Source organism: Sphingomonas sp., assembly GCF_964263785.1.
In the GTDB taxonomy this organism is placed as follows: domain Bacteria; phylum Pseudomonadota; class Alphaproteobacteria; order Sphingomonadales; family Sphingomonadaceae; genus Sphingomonas.
In genome coordinates this window covers 1-15,923 of the sequence record NZ_CAXVWL010000051.1, presented here as the reverse complement: position 1 = coordinate 15,923, position 15,923 = coordinate 1, and the positions used below count along the sequence as shown (strand labels likewise).

Sequence of the window (15,923 nt, the reverse complement as noted above, 5' to 3'; positions counted from 1 at the left end):
CGTTACTCCAGCCCCGCGGACCCGGCCAGCACGTCGATCTCACGCGCGATGATGGCGCGCATCGGTGCGGACAGGCCGGTGTCGGCGGGCGCGCCGACCGCGCGGTGGCACAGCCCGATCACCAGCACCATGATGACCTCGGCCACTGCGTCGCGGCGCGCATGCATCGCCGCGCCCGGCGCGAACACCGCCAGCGCCGACGTCAGCGTCGTGCGGAAGCGGGTGTCGAGCGCCCGGACGATCTCGGCAATGCGCGGGTTGCGCGAGGCCTCCGCCATGATCTCGGGCATTATCTGCTCGCACGGGCTGCGATCGAACAGCCGCTCAATCGCCGCGCGCACCGCCTCCCGGTCGCCCTCGTCGACCGCGATGCGCAGCGAGTCGGTGTCGACGAAGGTCGCGAAATCCGCCTCGACGATCGCCGCGACGATGGACTCCTTGGACGGGAAGTCGCGGTAGATCTGGCCGACCTTGACCGCGGAGGCCGCCGCGATCTCCGCCATGCCGGTGTTGTGGAAACCCTTGGCGGAGAACAATTTGCGCGCCGCATCGGTGACCTTAAGCCGCCGGACATGCGCGCGCTCGGGCGGCGATTCCGCAACGGGACTGGGGGCGTGCATCGCTATTCTCTCTCCGTGCCCTGTTGACGGCGTCGCATCGCCGGGCCTAAGGGCGCCTTAATGTGAATGACCACTCACATCCAATGACAAATATGTGATCGGAATCAAAGCCGCGATGAGAAGCAGCAAGGTGGCGCATGTCGCCGCATTCCTGGCCGTGGCGGCATTCCCGCTCGCCGCCTGCGGCAAGCAGGATCAGCCCGCCGCGCCTCCGCCGCCGCGCGTCCGCTTCGTCACGGTTGCCGAACAGGCGGTGGCGCTGACCAACGAACTGCCCGGCCGCACTGCCGCATACGAAACGTCGGAGGTCCGCCCGCAGGTGAACGGCCTGATCCAGGCGCGGCTGTTCGAGGAGGGCAATCAGGTGCGCGCCGGCCAGCCGCTCTACCGCATCGACCCGCAGCCCTATCAGGCGCAGGTGGCGAGCGCCCGCGCCGCGCTGACCCGCGCGCAGGCCGGCATCGCCTCGTCGCGCGCGCTCGCCCGCCGCTATGGCGAGCTGGTCAAGATCAACGCCATCGCGCGGCAGGACTTCGAGAATTCGCAGACCACCGCGGCGCAGGCGCAGGCCGACGTCGCCGCGCAGCAGGCCGCGCTCAGGACCGCGCAGATCGACCTGTCGCGTACCACCGTGACCGCGCCGATCTCCGGCCGGATCGGGACCTCGGTCTACACCAGCGGCGCCCTCGTCACCGCGGCGCAGACCAACCCGCTGACCACGATCCAGCGGCTCGATCCGATCTACGTCGACCTCACCCAGTCGAGCGCCGACCTGCTCCGCCTGCGCCAGCAGATGCTGTCGGGCACGGTGTCGCGCGGCGGCGGCGATGCGCGGGTGCGGCTCAAGCTGGGGGACGGCACGACCTACCCCATCGAGGGGACGCTGAAATTCGCCGCGGTCACCGTCGATCCGACCACCGGCACCCAGACGATCCGTGCTGTCTTCCGCAATCCGCAGGGGCTGCTGCTGCCCGGCATGTACGTCCGTGCCGAGCTGGTCGAGGGCACGCAGCGTTCCGCAATCGTCGTGCCGGAGCGCGCCGTCACCCGCGACGAGCGCGGGCGCGCGACGGTGCTGGTCGTCGGGCAGGGGTCCAAGGCCGAATCGCGCGTGCTCACGACCTCGCGTACCATCGGTGCCGACTGGCTGGTGACCGCGGGGCTGAAGCCCGGCGACAAGGTGATCGTGGAGGGCGCGCAGATGCTGCGCCCCGGCACGGTGGTCACCGCGTCGCCTTGGTCCGAGCGCGCCCGCCCTGCCACCGCTTCCGCGCAGGCCAGGTAACCCCGCATGGCCCGCTATTTCATCGACCGGCCGATCTTCGCCTATGTCCTCGCCATCATGGCGATGCTGGCAGGGATCATCGCGATCCGCTCGCTACCGATCGCACAGTTTCCCGCGATCGCGCCGCCCGCGGTGGCGATCACCGCCACCTATCCGGGCGCCGATGCGGCAACGCTGGAGACCACGACGACCCAGATCATCGAACAGCAGATGAAGGGGATCGATCACCTGCGCTACTTCTCGTCCTCGTCGAGCGGGGCGGGGATCGTCACGATCACGCTGACTTTCGAACAGGGTACCGATCCCGACATCGCGCAGGTCCAGGTCCAGAACAAGCTGCAGGCCGCCACCCCGCTGCTGCCGCAGGAGGTCCAGCAACAGGGTATCCAGGTCGCCAAGGCGTCCGCCAATTTCCTGCTGATCGTCGGCCTGTATTCCGAGGACGGCAGCCATGACGGCGCCGACCTGGCCGATTACATCGTGTCCAAGGTGCAGGACCCGCTCAGCCGGGTGCCCGGCGTCGGCAACATCCAGCTGTTCGGCGCCTCCTATGCGATGCGCATCTGGCTCGATCCGGTCAAGCTCAACGGCTTCAACCTGACCGTCGACGACGTGACGACCGCGGTGCGCGCACAGAACGCACAGGTCTCAGCGGGGCAGATCGGCGCGCAGCCCTCGCCCGCAACGCAGATGCTGAACGCCACCGTCTCGGTCCAGTCGCGGCTCCAGACCCCGGCGCAATTCGCCGCCATCCGGCTGAAGGGCGATGCCGGGGGCGCGATCGTGCGGCTCGGCGACGTCGCCCGTGTCGAGATCGGCGCCGAGAACTACGGCTTCGAATCGAAGTACAACGGCCATCCGGCGAGCGGCATCGCACTGTACCTGGCGCCCGGTCAGAACGCGCTGACCACGGTGACCGCGGCCAAGGCGCGGGTCGAGGAGATCGCGAAGCAATTCCCCAGCGACGTCAAGATCGTCTACCCGTATGACACGACTCCCTTTGTGCGCCTGTCGGTCAAGCAGGTCGTCGAGACGCTGGTCGAGGCGATCGTGCTGGTCTTCCTCGTCATGTTCCTGTTCCTGCAGAACTGGCGTGCGACGCTGATCCCGACGATCGCGGTGCCGGTGGTGCTGCTCGGCACCTTTGCGGTGCTGGCGGTCGCGGGTTATTCGATCAACACGCTGACGCTGTTCGGGCTGGTGCTCGCCATCGGCCTGCTCGTCGATGACGCCATCGTCGTGGTCGAGAATGTCGAACGGCTGATCGCGGCCGAGGGCCTGTCTCCGAAGGAAGCCGCGCGGCGATCGATGGACGAGATCACCGGCGCGCTGATCGGCATCGCGGCGGTGCTGTCGGCGGTGTTCATCCCGATGGCGTTCTTCGGCGGATCGACCGGCGTCATCTATCGCCAGTTCTCGATCACCATCGTGTCGGCAATGATCCTGTCGGTCGCAGTCGCATTGATTTTAACCCCGGCACTGTGCGCGGCCATTCTAAAGCCGCACGATCCGAAGAAGCACGAGGGCAACGGACCGCTGTCGCGCTTCTTCCGCTGGTTCAACGAAAAGTTCGAGTCCGGACGCGAACGATATGAGCGCGGCGCCAAGAGCACCGCGCGCAACTGGAAGCGGTCCGGGCTGGTCTATTTGCTGATCGTCGTTGGGGTCGGCGTTATGTTCTGGCGCCTGCCGTCGGGATTCCTGCCCGACGAGGACCAGGGCTATGTCGTGGCGCTCGTCCAGGGGCCTGCGGGTTCGACCAGCGGACGCACGGAAAAGGGGCTTGCGGTCGTTCGCGCCCATTTTCTGAAGGACGAGCAGGCCAACGTCCGCGGGGTCTTCACCGTCAACGGCTTCAGCTTTGCGGGGCAGGGGCAGAATACGGGTCTCGCCTTTGTCTTGCTCAAGGATTGGGAAGAGCGTTCGGGCAAGGACAATTCGGCCCAGGCGATCGCAGGCCGGGCGATGGGCGCGTTCTCGCGCTTCGGCGATGCGCTGATCTTCGCGGTGGTGCCGCCGGCGGTGTCCGAATTGGGCAACGCGACCGGGTTCGACATGCAGCTCGTCGATAACGGCGGTATCGGCCACGCCGCGCTGCTCGCCGCGCGCAACCAACTGCTCGGCATGACGCAGGGCGACAAGCGCGTCGCGCAAGTCCGTCCCAACGTCCTCGAGGATGCGCCGCAGCTGAACGTCCACGTCGATCAGGACAAGGCACGCGCGCTCGGGCTCGACCTGTCGCAGGTCAATTCGACGATCGCCACCGCGTGGGGTGGCGGCTACGTCAACGACTTCGTCGACCGCGGCCGGGTGAAGCGGGTCTACGTCCAGCTAGACGCGCCGTTTCGCGCCTCGCCCGAAGACTTCGGCAAGCTGTTCGTCCGCGGCGCGAGCGGCACCATGGCGCCGTTCACCGCCTTCTCGACACTCGACTGGTCGAACGCGCCGGTGCAGCTCACCCGCTTCAACGGCCAGCCCGCGATGGAGCTGCTCGGCGTGCCTGGACCCGGCCATTCGTCGGGCGAGGCGCTGAAGGCGATGGAGGAGATGCAAGCCAAGCTGCCGCCCGGCACCGCGCTGGAATGGACCGGCCTGTCGTTCGAGGAGAAGCTGTCGGGCGGACAGGCGCCGGTGCTCTATGCACTCGCGCTGCTGATCGTATTTCTTTGCCTGGCTGCCTTGTATGAAAGCTGGTCGGTGCCGGTGTCGGTGCTGCTGGTCGTGCCGCTCGGCGTGCTCGGGGCGCTGCTGGCGGCGGCGATCACCGGATTGAACAACGACATCTATCTCCAGGTCGGACTCATCACGACGATCGGCGTGTCGGCGAAGAACGCGATCCTGATCGTGGAGTTCGCCGAGGAGCGGATGCGTGACGGCTTGAATCCGTTCGATGCGGTGATCGATGCCGCCAAGCTCCGCCTGCGCCCGATCCTGATGACCAGTCTGGCGTTCATCTTCGGGGTGCTGCCGCTGGCGATATCCTCGGGCGCGGGCGCGGGCGGTCAGCATGCGATCGGACGCGCGGTGGTCGGCGGCATGCTGTCGGCAACGGTGCTCGCGATCTTCTTCGTGCCGATGTTCTTTGTCGTCGTCCTGCGGTTGTTCGGCCAGGACAAGCCGCGCGAGAGCGAGCCCGAATCGGCCGCCGAGGAAGTACGACCATGACCATGACCATGACCATGACCGCAAAGGTGCGCGCCTTTCCGCTGCTCGCCGCAACGATGCTCGCCGGGTGCAATCTGGCGCCGAAATACATCCAGCCGGTCGGCGCGATCCCGGCGGCGCTGCCGCAGGGGGGCGCCTATGCGGCGGCGACCCCGGGCGCGGTCGCGGCGGATGCGATCGGCTGGCGCGATTTCTTCGTCGATCCGGCGCTGCGCGACACGATCGCGTTGGCGCTCGACAACAATCGCGATCTGCGCCTCGCGACCGCCAACGTGCTTCAGGCGCGCGCCTTGTACCGGGTCCAGCGCGCCGACCTGTTCCCGACTGTCGCCGCGAGCGCGGGCGCGACTTTCACCAACAGCGCATTCGGCGCAACCGGGGGAGCGACAGGCACGGGTATCGGCACCGGAAGCGGCACCGGCACCGGGGTCGGTACGGGCACGACGACCGGCACAACCGGCAGCGGCACGATCGAAATCTACCAGGCCAACATCGGCGTATCGGCGTTCGAGGTCGACCTGTTCGGACGTGTCCGCAACCTGACCCGTGCGGCATTGGAGCAGTACTTTGCAACCGAGGAAGCGCAGCGGGCGGCGCGGATCACGCTGATCGCCGAAGTCGCCTCGGCCTATGTCACGATGGCGGCCGACCAGGATCAGCTCCGCATCGCGCGCGATACGCTCAAGAGCTTTGCCGAATCGCTGCGGTTGACGACCGCGCAGTTCCGCATCGGCGTCGCCTCCGAGCTCGAGCAGCGCCAGGCCGATACCAACTACCAGATCGCGCGCAACGATATCGCGACGATCACCGCACGCATCGCGCAGGACCAGAATGCGCTGAACCTGCTCGCCGGCACGACCGTGCCCGCCGCCCTGCTGCCCGCGGACCTCGGCACGCGCGCCTACACGATCCCCGATCTGCCCGCCGACGTGCGTTCGGACGTGCTGCTGCGCCGTCCCGACGTGCTCCAGGCCGAACATCAGCTCATCGCGCAGAACGCCAATATCGGCGCCGCGCGGGCGGCGCTGTTTCCGACCATCTCGCTCACCGCGACGCTGGGCACGCTCAGCACCGCGCTTTCGGGGCTGTTCGGCTCGGGCTCGGACACGTGGACCGTGGCGCCTTCGGCATCGCTGCCGATCTTCGATTTCGGGCGCAACAAGAACAATGTGCGCGCGGCCGAGGCGCAAAAGCTCGGCGCGGTCGCCACCTACGAACGCACGCTCCAGGTCGCGTTCCGCGAGGTCGCCGATGCGCTGGCGCAGCGCGGCACGATCGGCGAGCAGGTCGCCGCGCGGGAAGCGCGCGCGAACTCGGCGCTGGTCGCGGCCCGGCTATCGGATGCGCGCTACCGCGCTGGCGTCGATTCGTTCCTGGTCTCGCTCGACGCGCAGCGCACCGCCTACGGCGCGCAGCAGGATCTGGTGACCACCCGGCTGCTGCGCGCCAGCAACATCGTCGAGCTCTATCGCTCGCTCGGCGGCGGATTGCGCTGAGCGCGTCCTGAAAAATCACCGCTTGCAAACGGCTTGGCGATGCATAGGCTCCGAAACGGACGTATAGGAGAGATGCGATGGACCTGGTCAAAGCCGAGGCAGTCGACAGCAACGAGAAGAGCCTGGTGATCCTGCAAAGCCTGCTGTGTCTGCTGCGCGAGAAGAATATCCTTACCCGCGCCGATATCGAGGAGCTGAAGGAAAAGGTCGCGGATCGTGCCGCGCACGATCCCTTTGCCTGCCGCTCGGACGGAGTCGCTGCCGCGGTGTGCGAGATGCAGGGGCTGGGCGACTATCTCGGGCGGCGATACGGCGGGCGGCACCGGCGGATCAGCTGATCCGGTTTACCTCGGCGACGCGTTCGACTGGCGCTCGATGAGCGCCGGCGCGGCGTGGTGATCGGACATCCGGTCAAGGCTGCGGTTTGGCGGCGCCCAGCTTGACACACGCCGGCTGCCGGCGCCACGCAAGCGAGACAAGGCGATGATCGCTGCGGTGCGGAAGGACAGCGTTGGCCACATACCCGACTGAGACGCACCGGTTCGAGAGCTTCGACGGCACGCAATTGGCGTGGCACGAGATGGGCGAGGGGCGTGCGGTGGTGCTGCTCCATGGGTTCTTCTCGGATGCGAAGACGAACTGGATTCGCTACGGTCACGCGGCTGCGATCGCAAGACGCGGCTTTCGCGTCGTCATGCCCGATCTCCGCGCGCACGGCGAAAGCGACAAGCCGCACGATCCCGCGGCCTTCCCGCGCGATGCGCTGACGCGGGACGGCCATGCGCTGGTCGCGCACCTCGGGCTGACCGATTACGACCTCGGCGGGTATTCGCTCGGCGCGCGGACGACATCGCGGATGCTTGCCACGGGGGCGACGCCGCGACGGGTGATCTTTTCGGGTATGGGGCTGGAGGGGTTGGTCGATACGGGGCGTCGGGCGGGGCATTTCCGGTATATCCTGACGCATCTGGGACAGCATCCGCGCGGCACGCCCGAGTGGCTGGCCGAGGCGTTCCTGAAGACCACCGGCGGCGATGCGCAGGCGTTGCTCGGCATCCTCGATACCTTTGCCGATACGCCGCGTATGACGCTCGACACGTTCGCGCAGCCGACGCTCGTCGTGTGCGGGGCAGAGGATTTCGACAATGGTTCGGCGGTGGCGCTTGCCGAGGCGCTGCCCGACGCGCGCTATGTCGAGGTGCCGGGCGGGCACATGAGCTCGGTGGTGAAGCCGGAGCTGGGGCAGGCGATGGCGGACTTCCTGGCGGCTTGACCGGGCGGGCCCGCAGGCACACGGTGGTCGCGATCGATACCGGATAGGAAGCCCTGCATGCTGCGTACTGCCGTCTCCGTTCTTGCGCTTGCCATCGCGACGCCCGCCTTTGCACAAGCGACCGCGCCGACTCCGGCGCAGGCCGACGCGTTCGTCGCCGATGCGGAGAAACAGTTGGCCGTGCTGTCGGTCCCGGCGAACCAGCAGAACTGGATCAACGCGACCTACATCACCGACGACACCGACGCGCTCGCCGCCAAGGTGAATGCCGAGCAGACCGAGCTGTCGGTCAAGCTGGCGGGCGAGGCGGCGCGGTTCGCAGGCGTGCCCGGGCTGTCGATCGATACAAAGCGCAAGCTCGATCTGCTGCGCGGCGGCATCACCTTGCCCGCGGCGGCGCGGCCGGGTGCGGCGGACGAGCTGGCGACGCTGACGACCAAGATGTCATCGGCGTACGGCAAGGGACGCGGCACGCTCGATGGCAAGCCGATCAACGGATCGGACATCGAAGCGGCGATGGGCGAGACGCGCGATCCGGCCAAGTTGCAGGAGATGTGGACGACGTGGCACGACCAGGTCGGCGCGCCGATGCGCGGCGATTACGGCAAGATGGTGGGGCTCGCCAACGAGGGCGCCAAGGGGCTCGGCTACACCGACGTCGGCGCGATGTGGCGCGCGGGGTACGACATGACCCCAGAGCAGTTCGCGGCGCTCAGTGACAAGATCTGGAAGCAGGTCGAGCCGCTGTACCTCGCGCTGCACACCTACACCCGGTGGAAGCTGAACGAGAAGTACGGCGACGCGGTGCAGTCGAAGACCGGGCCGATCCGCAGCGACCTGCTCGGCAACATGTGGGCGCAGGAATGGGGCAACATCTACGACATCGTCGCACCTGCTGGGGCAGGCGACGTCGGCTACGACACGGGCGCGCTGCTGAAGGCCAAGGGTTACGACCCGCTCAAGATGGTCAAGGCGGGTGAGGGGTTCTATTCGTCGCTGGGCTTCGCGCCGCTGCCGAGCACGTTCTGGGACCGGTCGCAGATCGTCAAGCCCGCCGACCGCGAGGTGATCTGCCATGCTTCGGCGTGGGACATCGACAATGCCGACGACATCCGCATCAAGATGTGCACCAAGGTGAATGGCGACGACTTCGTGACGATCCATCACGAGCTCGGGCACAATTACTATCAGCGCGCGTACAAGACGCAGCCGTTCCTCTACAAGAACGGGGCGAACGACGGCTTCCACGAGGCGATCGGCGACACCATCGCGCTGTCGATCACGCCGCAATATCTGGTCCAGATCGGGCTGCTCGACCAAGCCAAGGTGCCGAGCGCGGACAAGGACATCGGGCTGCTGCTGCGTCAGGCGATGGACAAGGTCGCGTTCCTGCCGTTCGGGCTGCTGATCGACAAATGGCGTTGGGGCGTGTTCTCCGGGGCGATCGCGCCGGGGCAGTATCAGGCGTCGTGGGATGCGTTGCGGCTTCAATACCAAGGGATCAAGCCGCCGGTCGCGCGCGACGAGACGAAGTTCGATCCGGGCGCGAAATACCATGTGCCGGCGGGGGTGCCGTACATCCGGTACTTCCTAGCGCGGGTGTTGCAGTTCCAGTTCTACGAGGCAGCTTGCAAGCAGGCCGGGTGGAAGGGACCGCTTCACCGTTGCAGCTTCTACGGCGACAAAGCGGTGGGTGCGAAGCTGAACGCAATGCTGGCAATGGGGCAGTCCAAGCCGTGGCCGGATGCGTTGCAGGTGTTCACCGGCAGCCGCGAAATGTCCGGGGCGGCACTGGTGCGGTATTTCGCGCCGCTGAAGACTTGGTTGGATAAGCAGAACAAGGGCAAGCCGACAGGATGGTGATAGGATCTATCGGCCGATCCAAATCCTTCGTTGCTCCGGCCTTGAGCGGGGTCTCGCTTATAAGGTCGCGTAGAAAAGAAGCGAGGCCCCGGGTCGAGCCCGGGGCGACGATTGAATGTGCGGCTCGCCTCGACGCGCCGATCACGCGGTGGGAACGGAGCCCTCGTCGGCGATGCCGGCTTCGAAGGACTTCGACGAGTCGGTGCCGTCGGCCTGCTTGGCGCCGTGCGTCGGCTTGCCTTGAGGCTTGGCATCCTTCGGAGTGCTGCCGCGCAGGGTGAAGAGCGCGGCGGCGGCACCCGCCGCTGCGACGACACCGCCGGCGATGGCGGCTGCGCCCCATTTGCCGCCGACCTTGTCGGTGGCCTTGGCCGCGACCTTCTTGGCCTTGCCGACCGTCGACTTCGCGGCAGTGCGCGTCGTGGCAGCGCGCTTGGACGAGCGCGGCTTCGGCGGTGCCTTTGCCGCAGGCTTATCCGCAGCCTTGGCGGGGGCGGTTTTGGCGGCGCGGGGTGCGGCGGGCTTGGCGGGGGCGCGGCGAGCGCGGGGCTTGGGGGCGGGCTTGGTTTCCGGCGTGTCGGAGGTGTCTTCGGCCATGGCGCGGGGCTCCTGGATTGATTCGGAAGCGTAACGCCGTCCGCGCCGTGAAGGTTTCGTTTGTATCAGCGGAAAGGCGGCTCGTCGAAGGCGCGCAGCTTGCGGCTGTGGAGCTTGGCGCCTTCGCGGCGGAGCTGTTCGCACGCCTCGATGCCGATCCGCATATGTTCGCTGATCGCGCGTTCGTAGAAGCGATTGGCCTGGCCGGGGAGCTTCAGCTCGCCGTGGAGCGGCTTGTCGGAGACGCACAGGAGAGTGCCGTAGGGGACGCGGAAACGATAGCCCTGCGCGGCGATGGTCGCCGATTCCATGTCGATCCCGACCGCGCGGCTGAGCGAGAAGCGGAGCGCCGATTTGGAGTAGCGCAGTTCCCAGTTGCGGTCGTCGGTCGTCACGACCGTGCCGGTGCGCAGGCGGCGTTTCAGCTCCTCGCCCGACTGGCCCGAGATGATCTCGGCGGCCTTGGCCATCGCGACCTGGACCTCGGCGATGGCGGGGACCGGGATTTCTGGGGGGAGGACGTCGTCGAGGACGTGGTCGTCGCGCAGATACGCGTGGGCGAGGACGTAGTCGCCGATCCGTTGCGAGGGGCGCAGGCCGCCGCAATGGCCGATCATCAGCCACGCCTCGGGGCGCATGACCGCGAGGTGGTCGCAGATCGTCTTGGCGTTGGAGGGGCCGACGCCGATGTTGACGAGGGTGATGCCGGTGCGGTCGGGCGCCATCAGGTGATAGGCGGGCATCTGGTGGCGGCGCCACGCGCTGTCCGAGACCATGCGGTCGGCGTCGTCGCCCGCGTGCATCATCACGCCGCCGGCGCCCGAAACCGCGGTGAAGCGGGAGTCGGGGCCGAGCTGCGCGACCGCCCAGCGGACGAATTCGTCGACGTAGCGGTGGTAGTTGGTGAACAGCACGAAGCGCTGGGTGTGCTCGGGCGGGGTGCCGGTGTAATGGCGCAGGCGCGCGAGGCTGAAATCGGTGCGCAGGCCGTCGAACAGTGCGAGCGGGCGCGCGGTGTCGGGGGAGGTCCAGATGCCGTCGGCGATCTCGTCGCCGATATGCGCCAATTCGGTGGCCGGGAACCAGCGGGCGAGTTCGGAGGCGGAGACCTCGTCGAGGCTCAAGGCATGACCGGGGTCGAGGACGTAGGGGAAGGGGATTTCCTGGTGGCCGGGCACCGCCTCTACGGTGACGTCGTAGTCCTCGATCAGTAGGGTGAGCTGTTCGGTCAGGTAATCGGCGAACAGTTCGGGCTTGGTGACGCTGATCCGGTAGTCGCCGGGCGTGACGAGGCGGCCGAAGGAGCGCATCGGCGCGGGCCGGTCGGCGCCGCTGCGATAGGTAAGGTGGATCTCGGGATACGCGAAGCAGCCGTCGCGGCGCGCCTGCGGATCGGGGACTGTGCCGTCGACCAGATAGGCGGTCAGCGCGGCTTTGAGGCGATCGACCGAGGCGCGGTAGAGGCGGTCGAGTTCGGTGACGATGGCGGCGGCGTGTGTCATCGCAGAGTGTTACAGCCGCGGTGTGACGGAGGCAAGTCGGGGGCGGCCGACAGGGCGGGCGGTCTGGAAAGTCAGTCGAAAGTCAGCCCGACGCGCATCGCTGCGGGTGGCAAAGGTAACGAAGGTAACGTGGGTGCGGGGGCAAACGTCGATGAAGCGTTAGGCTTCAAGAGCGGTCGGACGTCCCAACCTGGCGGGAGCGTCCGGAAAACATGGCGATGAGAAAGAGCTTACGCTGCTGGCTGCCGAAGGAAATCCAACATTGCAAAGGGCTTTTCCTCTTTCGCGCCAGCGGGAGTTTCGGGTCGGATTGCCCAGGCAACCCAAGATCATGCCGGAGGCATGATCGGGCCGAAACTGGGGACCACCGCCTTCGGCTGCCACCTCCCCGGCTATCGCGGGAGAGGATTGGGTAGAGCTACAGCGTGCCGAGCAGGTGGTCCGCCGAGCTCACCTTGAACTCGCCGGGGCCCTCGACGTCGAGCGACGTGACGACGCCATCGTCGACAATCATCGCGTAACGCTGGCTGCGGATGCCCATGCCGAAGCGCGAGCTGTCCATCTCCAGCCCAAGCGCGCGGGCGAAATCGGCATTGCCGTCGGCGAGCATGGTGATCGCGGCCGCATCGTTGGCCTGGGCCCAGGCGCCCATCACAAAGGCGTCGTTGACCGAGGTGCAGGCGATCTCCTCGACGCCCTTGGCCTTCAGCGCGTCTGCCTTTTCGACGAAGCCGGGGAGGTGCCGGTTCGAGCAGGTGGGGGTGAAGGCGCCGGGGACCGCGAACAGCGCGATCTTGCGGCCCGTGAAGAACGCGTCGCTGTCGATCTGGTCGGGGCCGTCTGCGGTCGCCTTGACGAGGGTCGTTTTGGGGAGCCGGTCCCCGACTGCGATGGTCACCAGCGAATCTCCTGTTGCGTGAGCCTCCTTTGGCGCGATGACGCGCGATTTCAAGCGTTGGCTTGGCGGCGCTCGCGGTCCTATGCTGACCGGCGATGGACAGTCCCTACCTCACCGGCCGTTTTCTGCTCGCGATGCCCGGCATGCGCGATCCGCGCTTCGCGCGCGCGGTGATCGCGATGTGCGCGCACGATGCGGGCGGCGCGCTGGGGGTGGGCATCGGCGTGACGATCGGCGGGCTGGGATTGCACGACCTGTTCGCGCAATTCGACATCGCGCCGGGCGATGCACCCAATGCGCCGGTGCATTTCGGCGGGCCGGTAGAGCCGCGCCGCGGGTTCGTGCTGCATTCGGCCGATTGGGGCGGGCAGGATACGCTCGACGTCGCCGGGCGCTGGTCGCTGTCTGGCACGATCGACGTGCTGCGCGCGATCGCGCTGGGCAAAGGTCCGTCGCGGTGGGTCGTTGCGCTGGGCTATGCCGGGTGGGACGCGGGGCAGCTCGATGGCGAGCTCGCGCAGCCGGGGTGGGTGCCGGTGAAGGGTGCCACGTCGCTGCTCTATGACATTCCCGCCGACGCACGTTGGGCTGCGGCGTTCGTGGCGGAAGGGATTGATCCGCGGTTGCTGGCGAGTGACGGTGGGCGCGCCTGAGGCGGTTCGCGTGTGCACGGAACTACCGAAGCGGTAATCATTTGGGTTCGCGCGTTCACGGACGTGCGGGTAGACGGTTTTGTCTGCGCCGGACCACCATGTGCGAGGGGCCGAGCCTTGAAGAGAGAACTCTGGTTGATCGTACGAAGGGCGGTCGAGTACCTCCCGTCCGAAGGAGCCTATCTCGCGGCGATGCGCGGCCTCTCGCGGCTGGGTGACGGCGGCGGCATGACCATGAAGCGTTCGGGCGCAATGGTCGTCCTGGACGGTGGGCACCACGTCGCCAGCCTGCGCCGGCTGCCTTTCTACGTGCGCGGGCTCGAGTATCGCGCGAAAAGGCTGACCAGCGACTATTCGCTGGATCACATCGGGTTTCAGCCCGGCGATGTGGTGATCGATTGCGGCGCCAACGTCGGGGATCTGTTGCTGTCGCTGGATACGACGGGCGTGGCGCTGCGCTACGTGGCGTTCGAGCCCGGTAGAGTCGAGTTCGAATGCCTGCGACGCAATGCGGGACGATTTCCGCAGCATACGGTCGAACTGCACCGCGAGGCGCTCGGCGACAGGAATGGGACGGCAACGTTTCACGCGAACAGCGACGACGGCGACGGCTCGATACTGGAGATCGCGGGGACCACGGAGAAGGTCGAGGTGGACATCGTGCGTCTCGACTCCCTGCCGTTCGGCCGTGTGAAACTGCTGAAACTCGAAGCCGAGGGCTATGAACCCGAGGTGCTCGAAGGCGCCGGGGGCATTCTCGACCGGATCGAGTACATTGCGGCCGACGTCGGTTTCGAGCGCGGGCTGAAGCATGAATCGACCCTGCCGGCGGTGACCAACTTCCTGCTGGCGCACGGCTTCAGCATAGTCGCGAACGCGAAGGGACGCCTGGTGCTGCTGTTCAGGAACAATAGCCTTCGGTGACCCGCCTCCGTCCTGTCGGATAGGGGTTTCAGTGCGATTGCTGCGCTTGCCTAACGATATAAAGATATCTTTATATTTGATCCGGGCGGCTGGCGCGGTTAAGAGGTAGCGCATTCCAACTTGCTGCTCAGGAGATTTCGCGTGGCCACTGCTTTCGCCGCCGACACGCACGACTACGTCGTCAAGGACATTTCGCTCGCCGCGTTCGGCCGCAAGGAAATCGACATTGCCGAGACCGAAATGCCGGGCCTGATGGCGCTGCGCACCGAGTTCGGCGCGTCGCAGCCCTTGAAGGGTGCGCGGATCACGGGTTCGCTGCACATGACGATCCAGACCGCGGTGCTGATCGAGACGCTGACCGCACTGGGCGCCGACGTCCGCTGGGCGACGTGCAACATCTTCTCGACCCAAGACCATGCGGCGGCCGCGATCGCGGCGACCGGCGTGCCGGTGTTCGCGATCAAGGGCGAGAGCCTGGCGGAGTATTGGGACTATGTCGGCGACATCTTCTCCTGGGGTGGCGACATTGACGGACAGACCGCCAACATCATTCTCGACGACGGCGGCGACGCGACGATGTTCGCGTTGTGGGGCGCCAAGCTGGAGGCTGGTCATACGCTCGGCGAGCCGGAAAATGACGAGGAAGTCGAGTTCCAGCGTGCGCTGAAGGCGTTCATCGCCAAGAAGCCCGGTTATCTGACCGAGACGGTCAAGAACCTGAAGGGCGTCAGCGAAGAGACGACGACGGGTGTCCACCGGCTGTACGAGATCGCCAAGAAGGGCGAACTGCCGTTCCCGGCGATCAACGTCAACGACAGCGTTACGAAATCGAAGTTCGACAATCTGTACGGCTGCAAGGAATCGCTGGTCGACGCGATCCGGCGCGCGACCGACGTGATGCTGGCGGGCAAGGTCGCCTGCGTCGCGGGCTTCGGCGATGTCGGCAAGGGTTCGGCCCAGTCGCTGCGCAATGGCGGCGCGCGGGTGATGGTGACCGAGGTCGATCCGATCTGCGCGCTGCAGGCGGCGATGGAGGGTTTCGAGGTCGTGACGATGGAAGAGGCGGTCGAGCGGGCCGACATCTTCTGCACCGCAACGGGCAACGCCGACGTGATCACCGCCGACCACATGAAGGCGATGAAGCCGATGGCGATCGTCTGCAACATCGGCCATTTCGACAGCGAAATCCAGATTTCGGCGCTGTCGAACTACACCTGGGACGAAGTGAAGCCGGGCACCGACCTGGTGAAGTTTCCCGACGGCAAGCAGATCATCATCCTGGCCAAGGGCCGGCTGGTGAACCTGGGCTGCGCGACCGGACATCCGAGCTTCGTCATGTCGGCGAGCTTCACCAACCAGACGCTGGCGCAGATCGAGCTTTGGACCAAGTCCGAGAATTACAAGAACGAGGTCTACGTCCTGCCCAAGCACCTCGACGAGAAGGTGGCAGCGCTGCACCTGGAGAAGCTGGGCGTGAAGCTGTCCAAGCTGAGCGCCAGGCAGGCCGGGTACATCGGCGTGCCGGTCGAGGGGCCGTTCAAGCCCGATCATTACCGGTATTGAGCGAGACGTGGCGCGGTTTGGGGAGCAAAACGAGGCCAGGGCCCCGCCCGGCCGCGGGGCGGCGCGGGGGCGGCCGCCGGAGGG

The 15,923-nt window shown here is 66.8% G+C and carries 13 protein-coding genes; 9 read left to right on the top strand and 4 right to left on the bottom strand.

Annotated elements, in window-relative coordinates:
• Nucleotides 1–2: 2 nt before the first annotated feature.
• Complete coding sequence (locus tag ACE5C1_RS07170; protein ID WP_374943376.1) at nucleotides 3–620, bottom strand: TetR/AcrR family transcriptional regulator; 618 nt, start codon at nucleotides 618–620, stop codon at nucleotides 3–5.
• Nucleotides 621–735: 115 nt separating this feature from the next.
• Between ACE5C1_RS07170 and ACE5C1_RS07165 the strand changes: the two genes are divergently transcribed.
• The 6 genes from ACE5C1_RS07165 to ACE5C1_RS07140 all read left to right on the top strand — a co-directional run bounded on the left by ACE5C1_RS07165 (nucleotide 736) and on the right by ACE5C1_RS07140 (nucleotide 9,702).
• Nucleotides 736–1,905 carry an efflux RND transporter periplasmic adaptor subunit gene (locus ACE5C1_RS07165; RefSeq protein WP_374943375.1) on the top strand — a complete coding sequence of 390 codons (1,170 nt, stop codon included), beginning with the start codon at nucleotides 736–738 and terminating at the stop codon, nucleotides 1,903–1,905.
• A 6-nt stretch (nucleotides 1,906–1,911) separates the two neighbouring features.
• Nucleotides 1,912–5,070 (top strand): efflux RND transporter permease subunit, encoded by a 3,159-nt coding sequence (locus tag ACE5C1_RS07160; protein WP_374943374.1) that lies wholly within the window; start codon nucleotides 1,912–1,914, stop codon nucleotides 5,068–5,070.
• Between the two features lie 2 nt (nucleotides 5,071–5,072).
• Nucleotides 5,073–6,566: an efflux transporter outer membrane subunit gene (locus tag ACE5C1_RS07155; protein ID WP_374943398.1), complete on the top strand. Its 1,494-nt coding sequence runs from the start codon at nucleotides 5,073–5,075 to the stop codon at nucleotides 6,564–6,566.
• Between the two features lie 77 nt (nucleotides 6,567–6,643).
• On the top strand, nucleotides 6,644–6,904 hold the full coding sequence (locus ACE5C1_RS07150; protein ID WP_374943373.1) for a hypothetical protein: 261 nt from the start codon (nucleotides 6,644–6,646) through the stop codon (nucleotides 6,902–6,904).
• 173 nt (nucleotides 6,905–7,077) lie between these two features.
• Nucleotides 7,078–7,839, top strand: a complete 762-nt coding sequence (locus tag ACE5C1_RS07145; protein ID WP_374943372.1) for an alpha/beta fold hydrolase — start codon at nucleotides 7,078–7,080, stop codon at nucleotides 7,837–7,839.
• A gap of 57 nt (nucleotides 7,840–7,896) precedes the next feature.
• Nucleotides 7,897–9,702: a M2 family metallopeptidase gene (locus ACE5C1_RS07140; RefSeq protein WP_374943371.1), complete on the top strand. Its 1,806-nt coding sequence runs from the start codon at nucleotides 7,897–7,899 to the stop codon at nucleotides 9,700–9,702.
• A gap of 141 nt (nucleotides 9,703–9,843) precedes the next feature.
• Here the strand turns inward: ACE5C1_RS07140 and ACE5C1_RS07135 are convergent, their stop codons facing one another.
• The 3 genes from ACE5C1_RS07135 to ACE5C1_RS07125 form a co-directional block, all read right to left on the bottom strand.
• Nucleotides 9,844–10,299 carry a hypothetical protein gene (locus tag ACE5C1_RS07135; RefSeq protein WP_374943370.1) on the bottom strand — a complete coding sequence of 152 codons (456 nt, stop codon included), beginning with the start codon at nucleotides 10,297–10,299 and terminating at the stop codon, nucleotides 9,844–9,846.
• A gap of 65 nt (nucleotides 10,300–10,364) precedes the next feature.
• On the bottom strand, nucleotides 10,365–11,801 hold the full coding sequence (locus ACE5C1_RS07130) for an AMP nucleosidase (RefSeq protein ID WP_374943369.1): 1,437 nt from the start codon (nucleotides 11,799–11,801) through the stop codon (nucleotides 10,365–10,367).
• Nucleotides 11,802–12,219: 418 nt separating this feature from the next.
• On the bottom strand, nucleotides 12,220–12,699 hold the full coding sequence (locus ACE5C1_RS07125; RefSeq protein WP_374943368.1) for a peroxiredoxin: 480 nt from the start codon (nucleotides 12,697–12,699) through the stop codon (nucleotides 12,220–12,222).
• Nucleotides 12,700–12,794: 95 nt separating this feature from the next.
• Between ACE5C1_RS07125 and ACE5C1_RS07120 the strand changes: the two genes are divergently transcribed.
• From ACE5C1_RS07120 to ahcY, 3 genes are all read left to right on the top strand, one after another.
• Nucleotides 12,795–13,352: a YqgE/AlgH family protein gene (locus ACE5C1_RS07120; RefSeq protein WP_374943367.1), complete on the top strand. Its 558-nt coding sequence runs from the start codon at nucleotides 12,795–12,797 to the stop codon at nucleotides 13,350–13,352.
• Between the two features lie 117 nt (nucleotides 13,353–13,469).
• Nucleotides 13,470–14,276: an FkbM family methyltransferase gene (locus ACE5C1_RS07115; protein WP_374943366.1), complete on the top strand. Its 807-nt coding sequence runs from the start codon at nucleotides 13,470–13,472 to the stop codon at nucleotides 14,274–14,276.
• Between the two features lie 141 nt (nucleotides 14,277–14,417).
• On the top strand, nucleotides 14,418–15,839 hold the full coding sequence (gene ahcY / locus ACE5C1_RS07110) for an adenosylhomocysteinase (RefSeq protein ID WP_374943365.1): 1,422 nt from the start codon (nucleotides 14,418–14,420) through the stop codon (nucleotides 15,837–15,839).
• The last annotated feature ends 84 nt before the right edge of the window (nucleotides 15,840–15,923 follow it).

Excerpts from the sequence above, each read along its gene's own strand:
- ACE5C1_RS07170 (WP_374943376.1), bottom strand. The coding sequence starts at position 620 with ATGCACGCCCCCAGTCCCGTTGCGGAATCGCCGCCCGAGCGCGCGCAT.
- ACE5C1_RS07165 (WP_374943375.1), top strand. The coding sequence starts at position 736 with ATGAGAAGCAGCAAGGTGGCGCATGTCGCCGCATTCCTGGCCGTGGCG.
- ACE5C1_RS07160 (WP_374943374.1), top strand. The coding sequence starts at position 1,912 with ATGGCCCGCTATTTCATCGACCGGCCGATCTTCGCCTATGTCCTCGCC.
- ACE5C1_RS07155 (WP_374943398.1), top strand. The coding sequence starts at position 5,073 with ATGACCATGACCATGACCGCAAAGGTGCGCGCCTTTCCGCTGCTCGCC.
- ACE5C1_RS07150 (WP_374943373.1), top strand. The coding sequence starts at position 6,644 with ATGGACCTGGTCAAAGCCGAGGCAGTCGACAGCAACGAGAAGAGCCTG.
- ACE5C1_RS07140 (WP_374943371.1), top strand. The coding sequence starts at position 7,897 with ATGCTGCGTACTGCCGTCTCCGTTCTTGCGCTTGCCATCGCGACGCCC.
- ACE5C1_RS07135 (WP_374943370.1), bottom strand. The coding sequence starts at position 10,299 with ATGGCCGAAGACACCTCCGACACGCCGGAAACCAAGCCCGCCCCCAAG.
- ACE5C1_RS07130 (WP_374943369.1), bottom strand. The coding sequence starts at position 11,801 with ATGACACACGCCGCCGCCATCGTCACCGAACTCGACCGCCTCTACCGC.
- ACE5C1_RS07120 (WP_374943367.1), top strand. The coding sequence starts at position 12,795 with ATGGACAGTCCCTACCTCACCGGCCGTTTTCTGCTCGCGATGCCCGGC.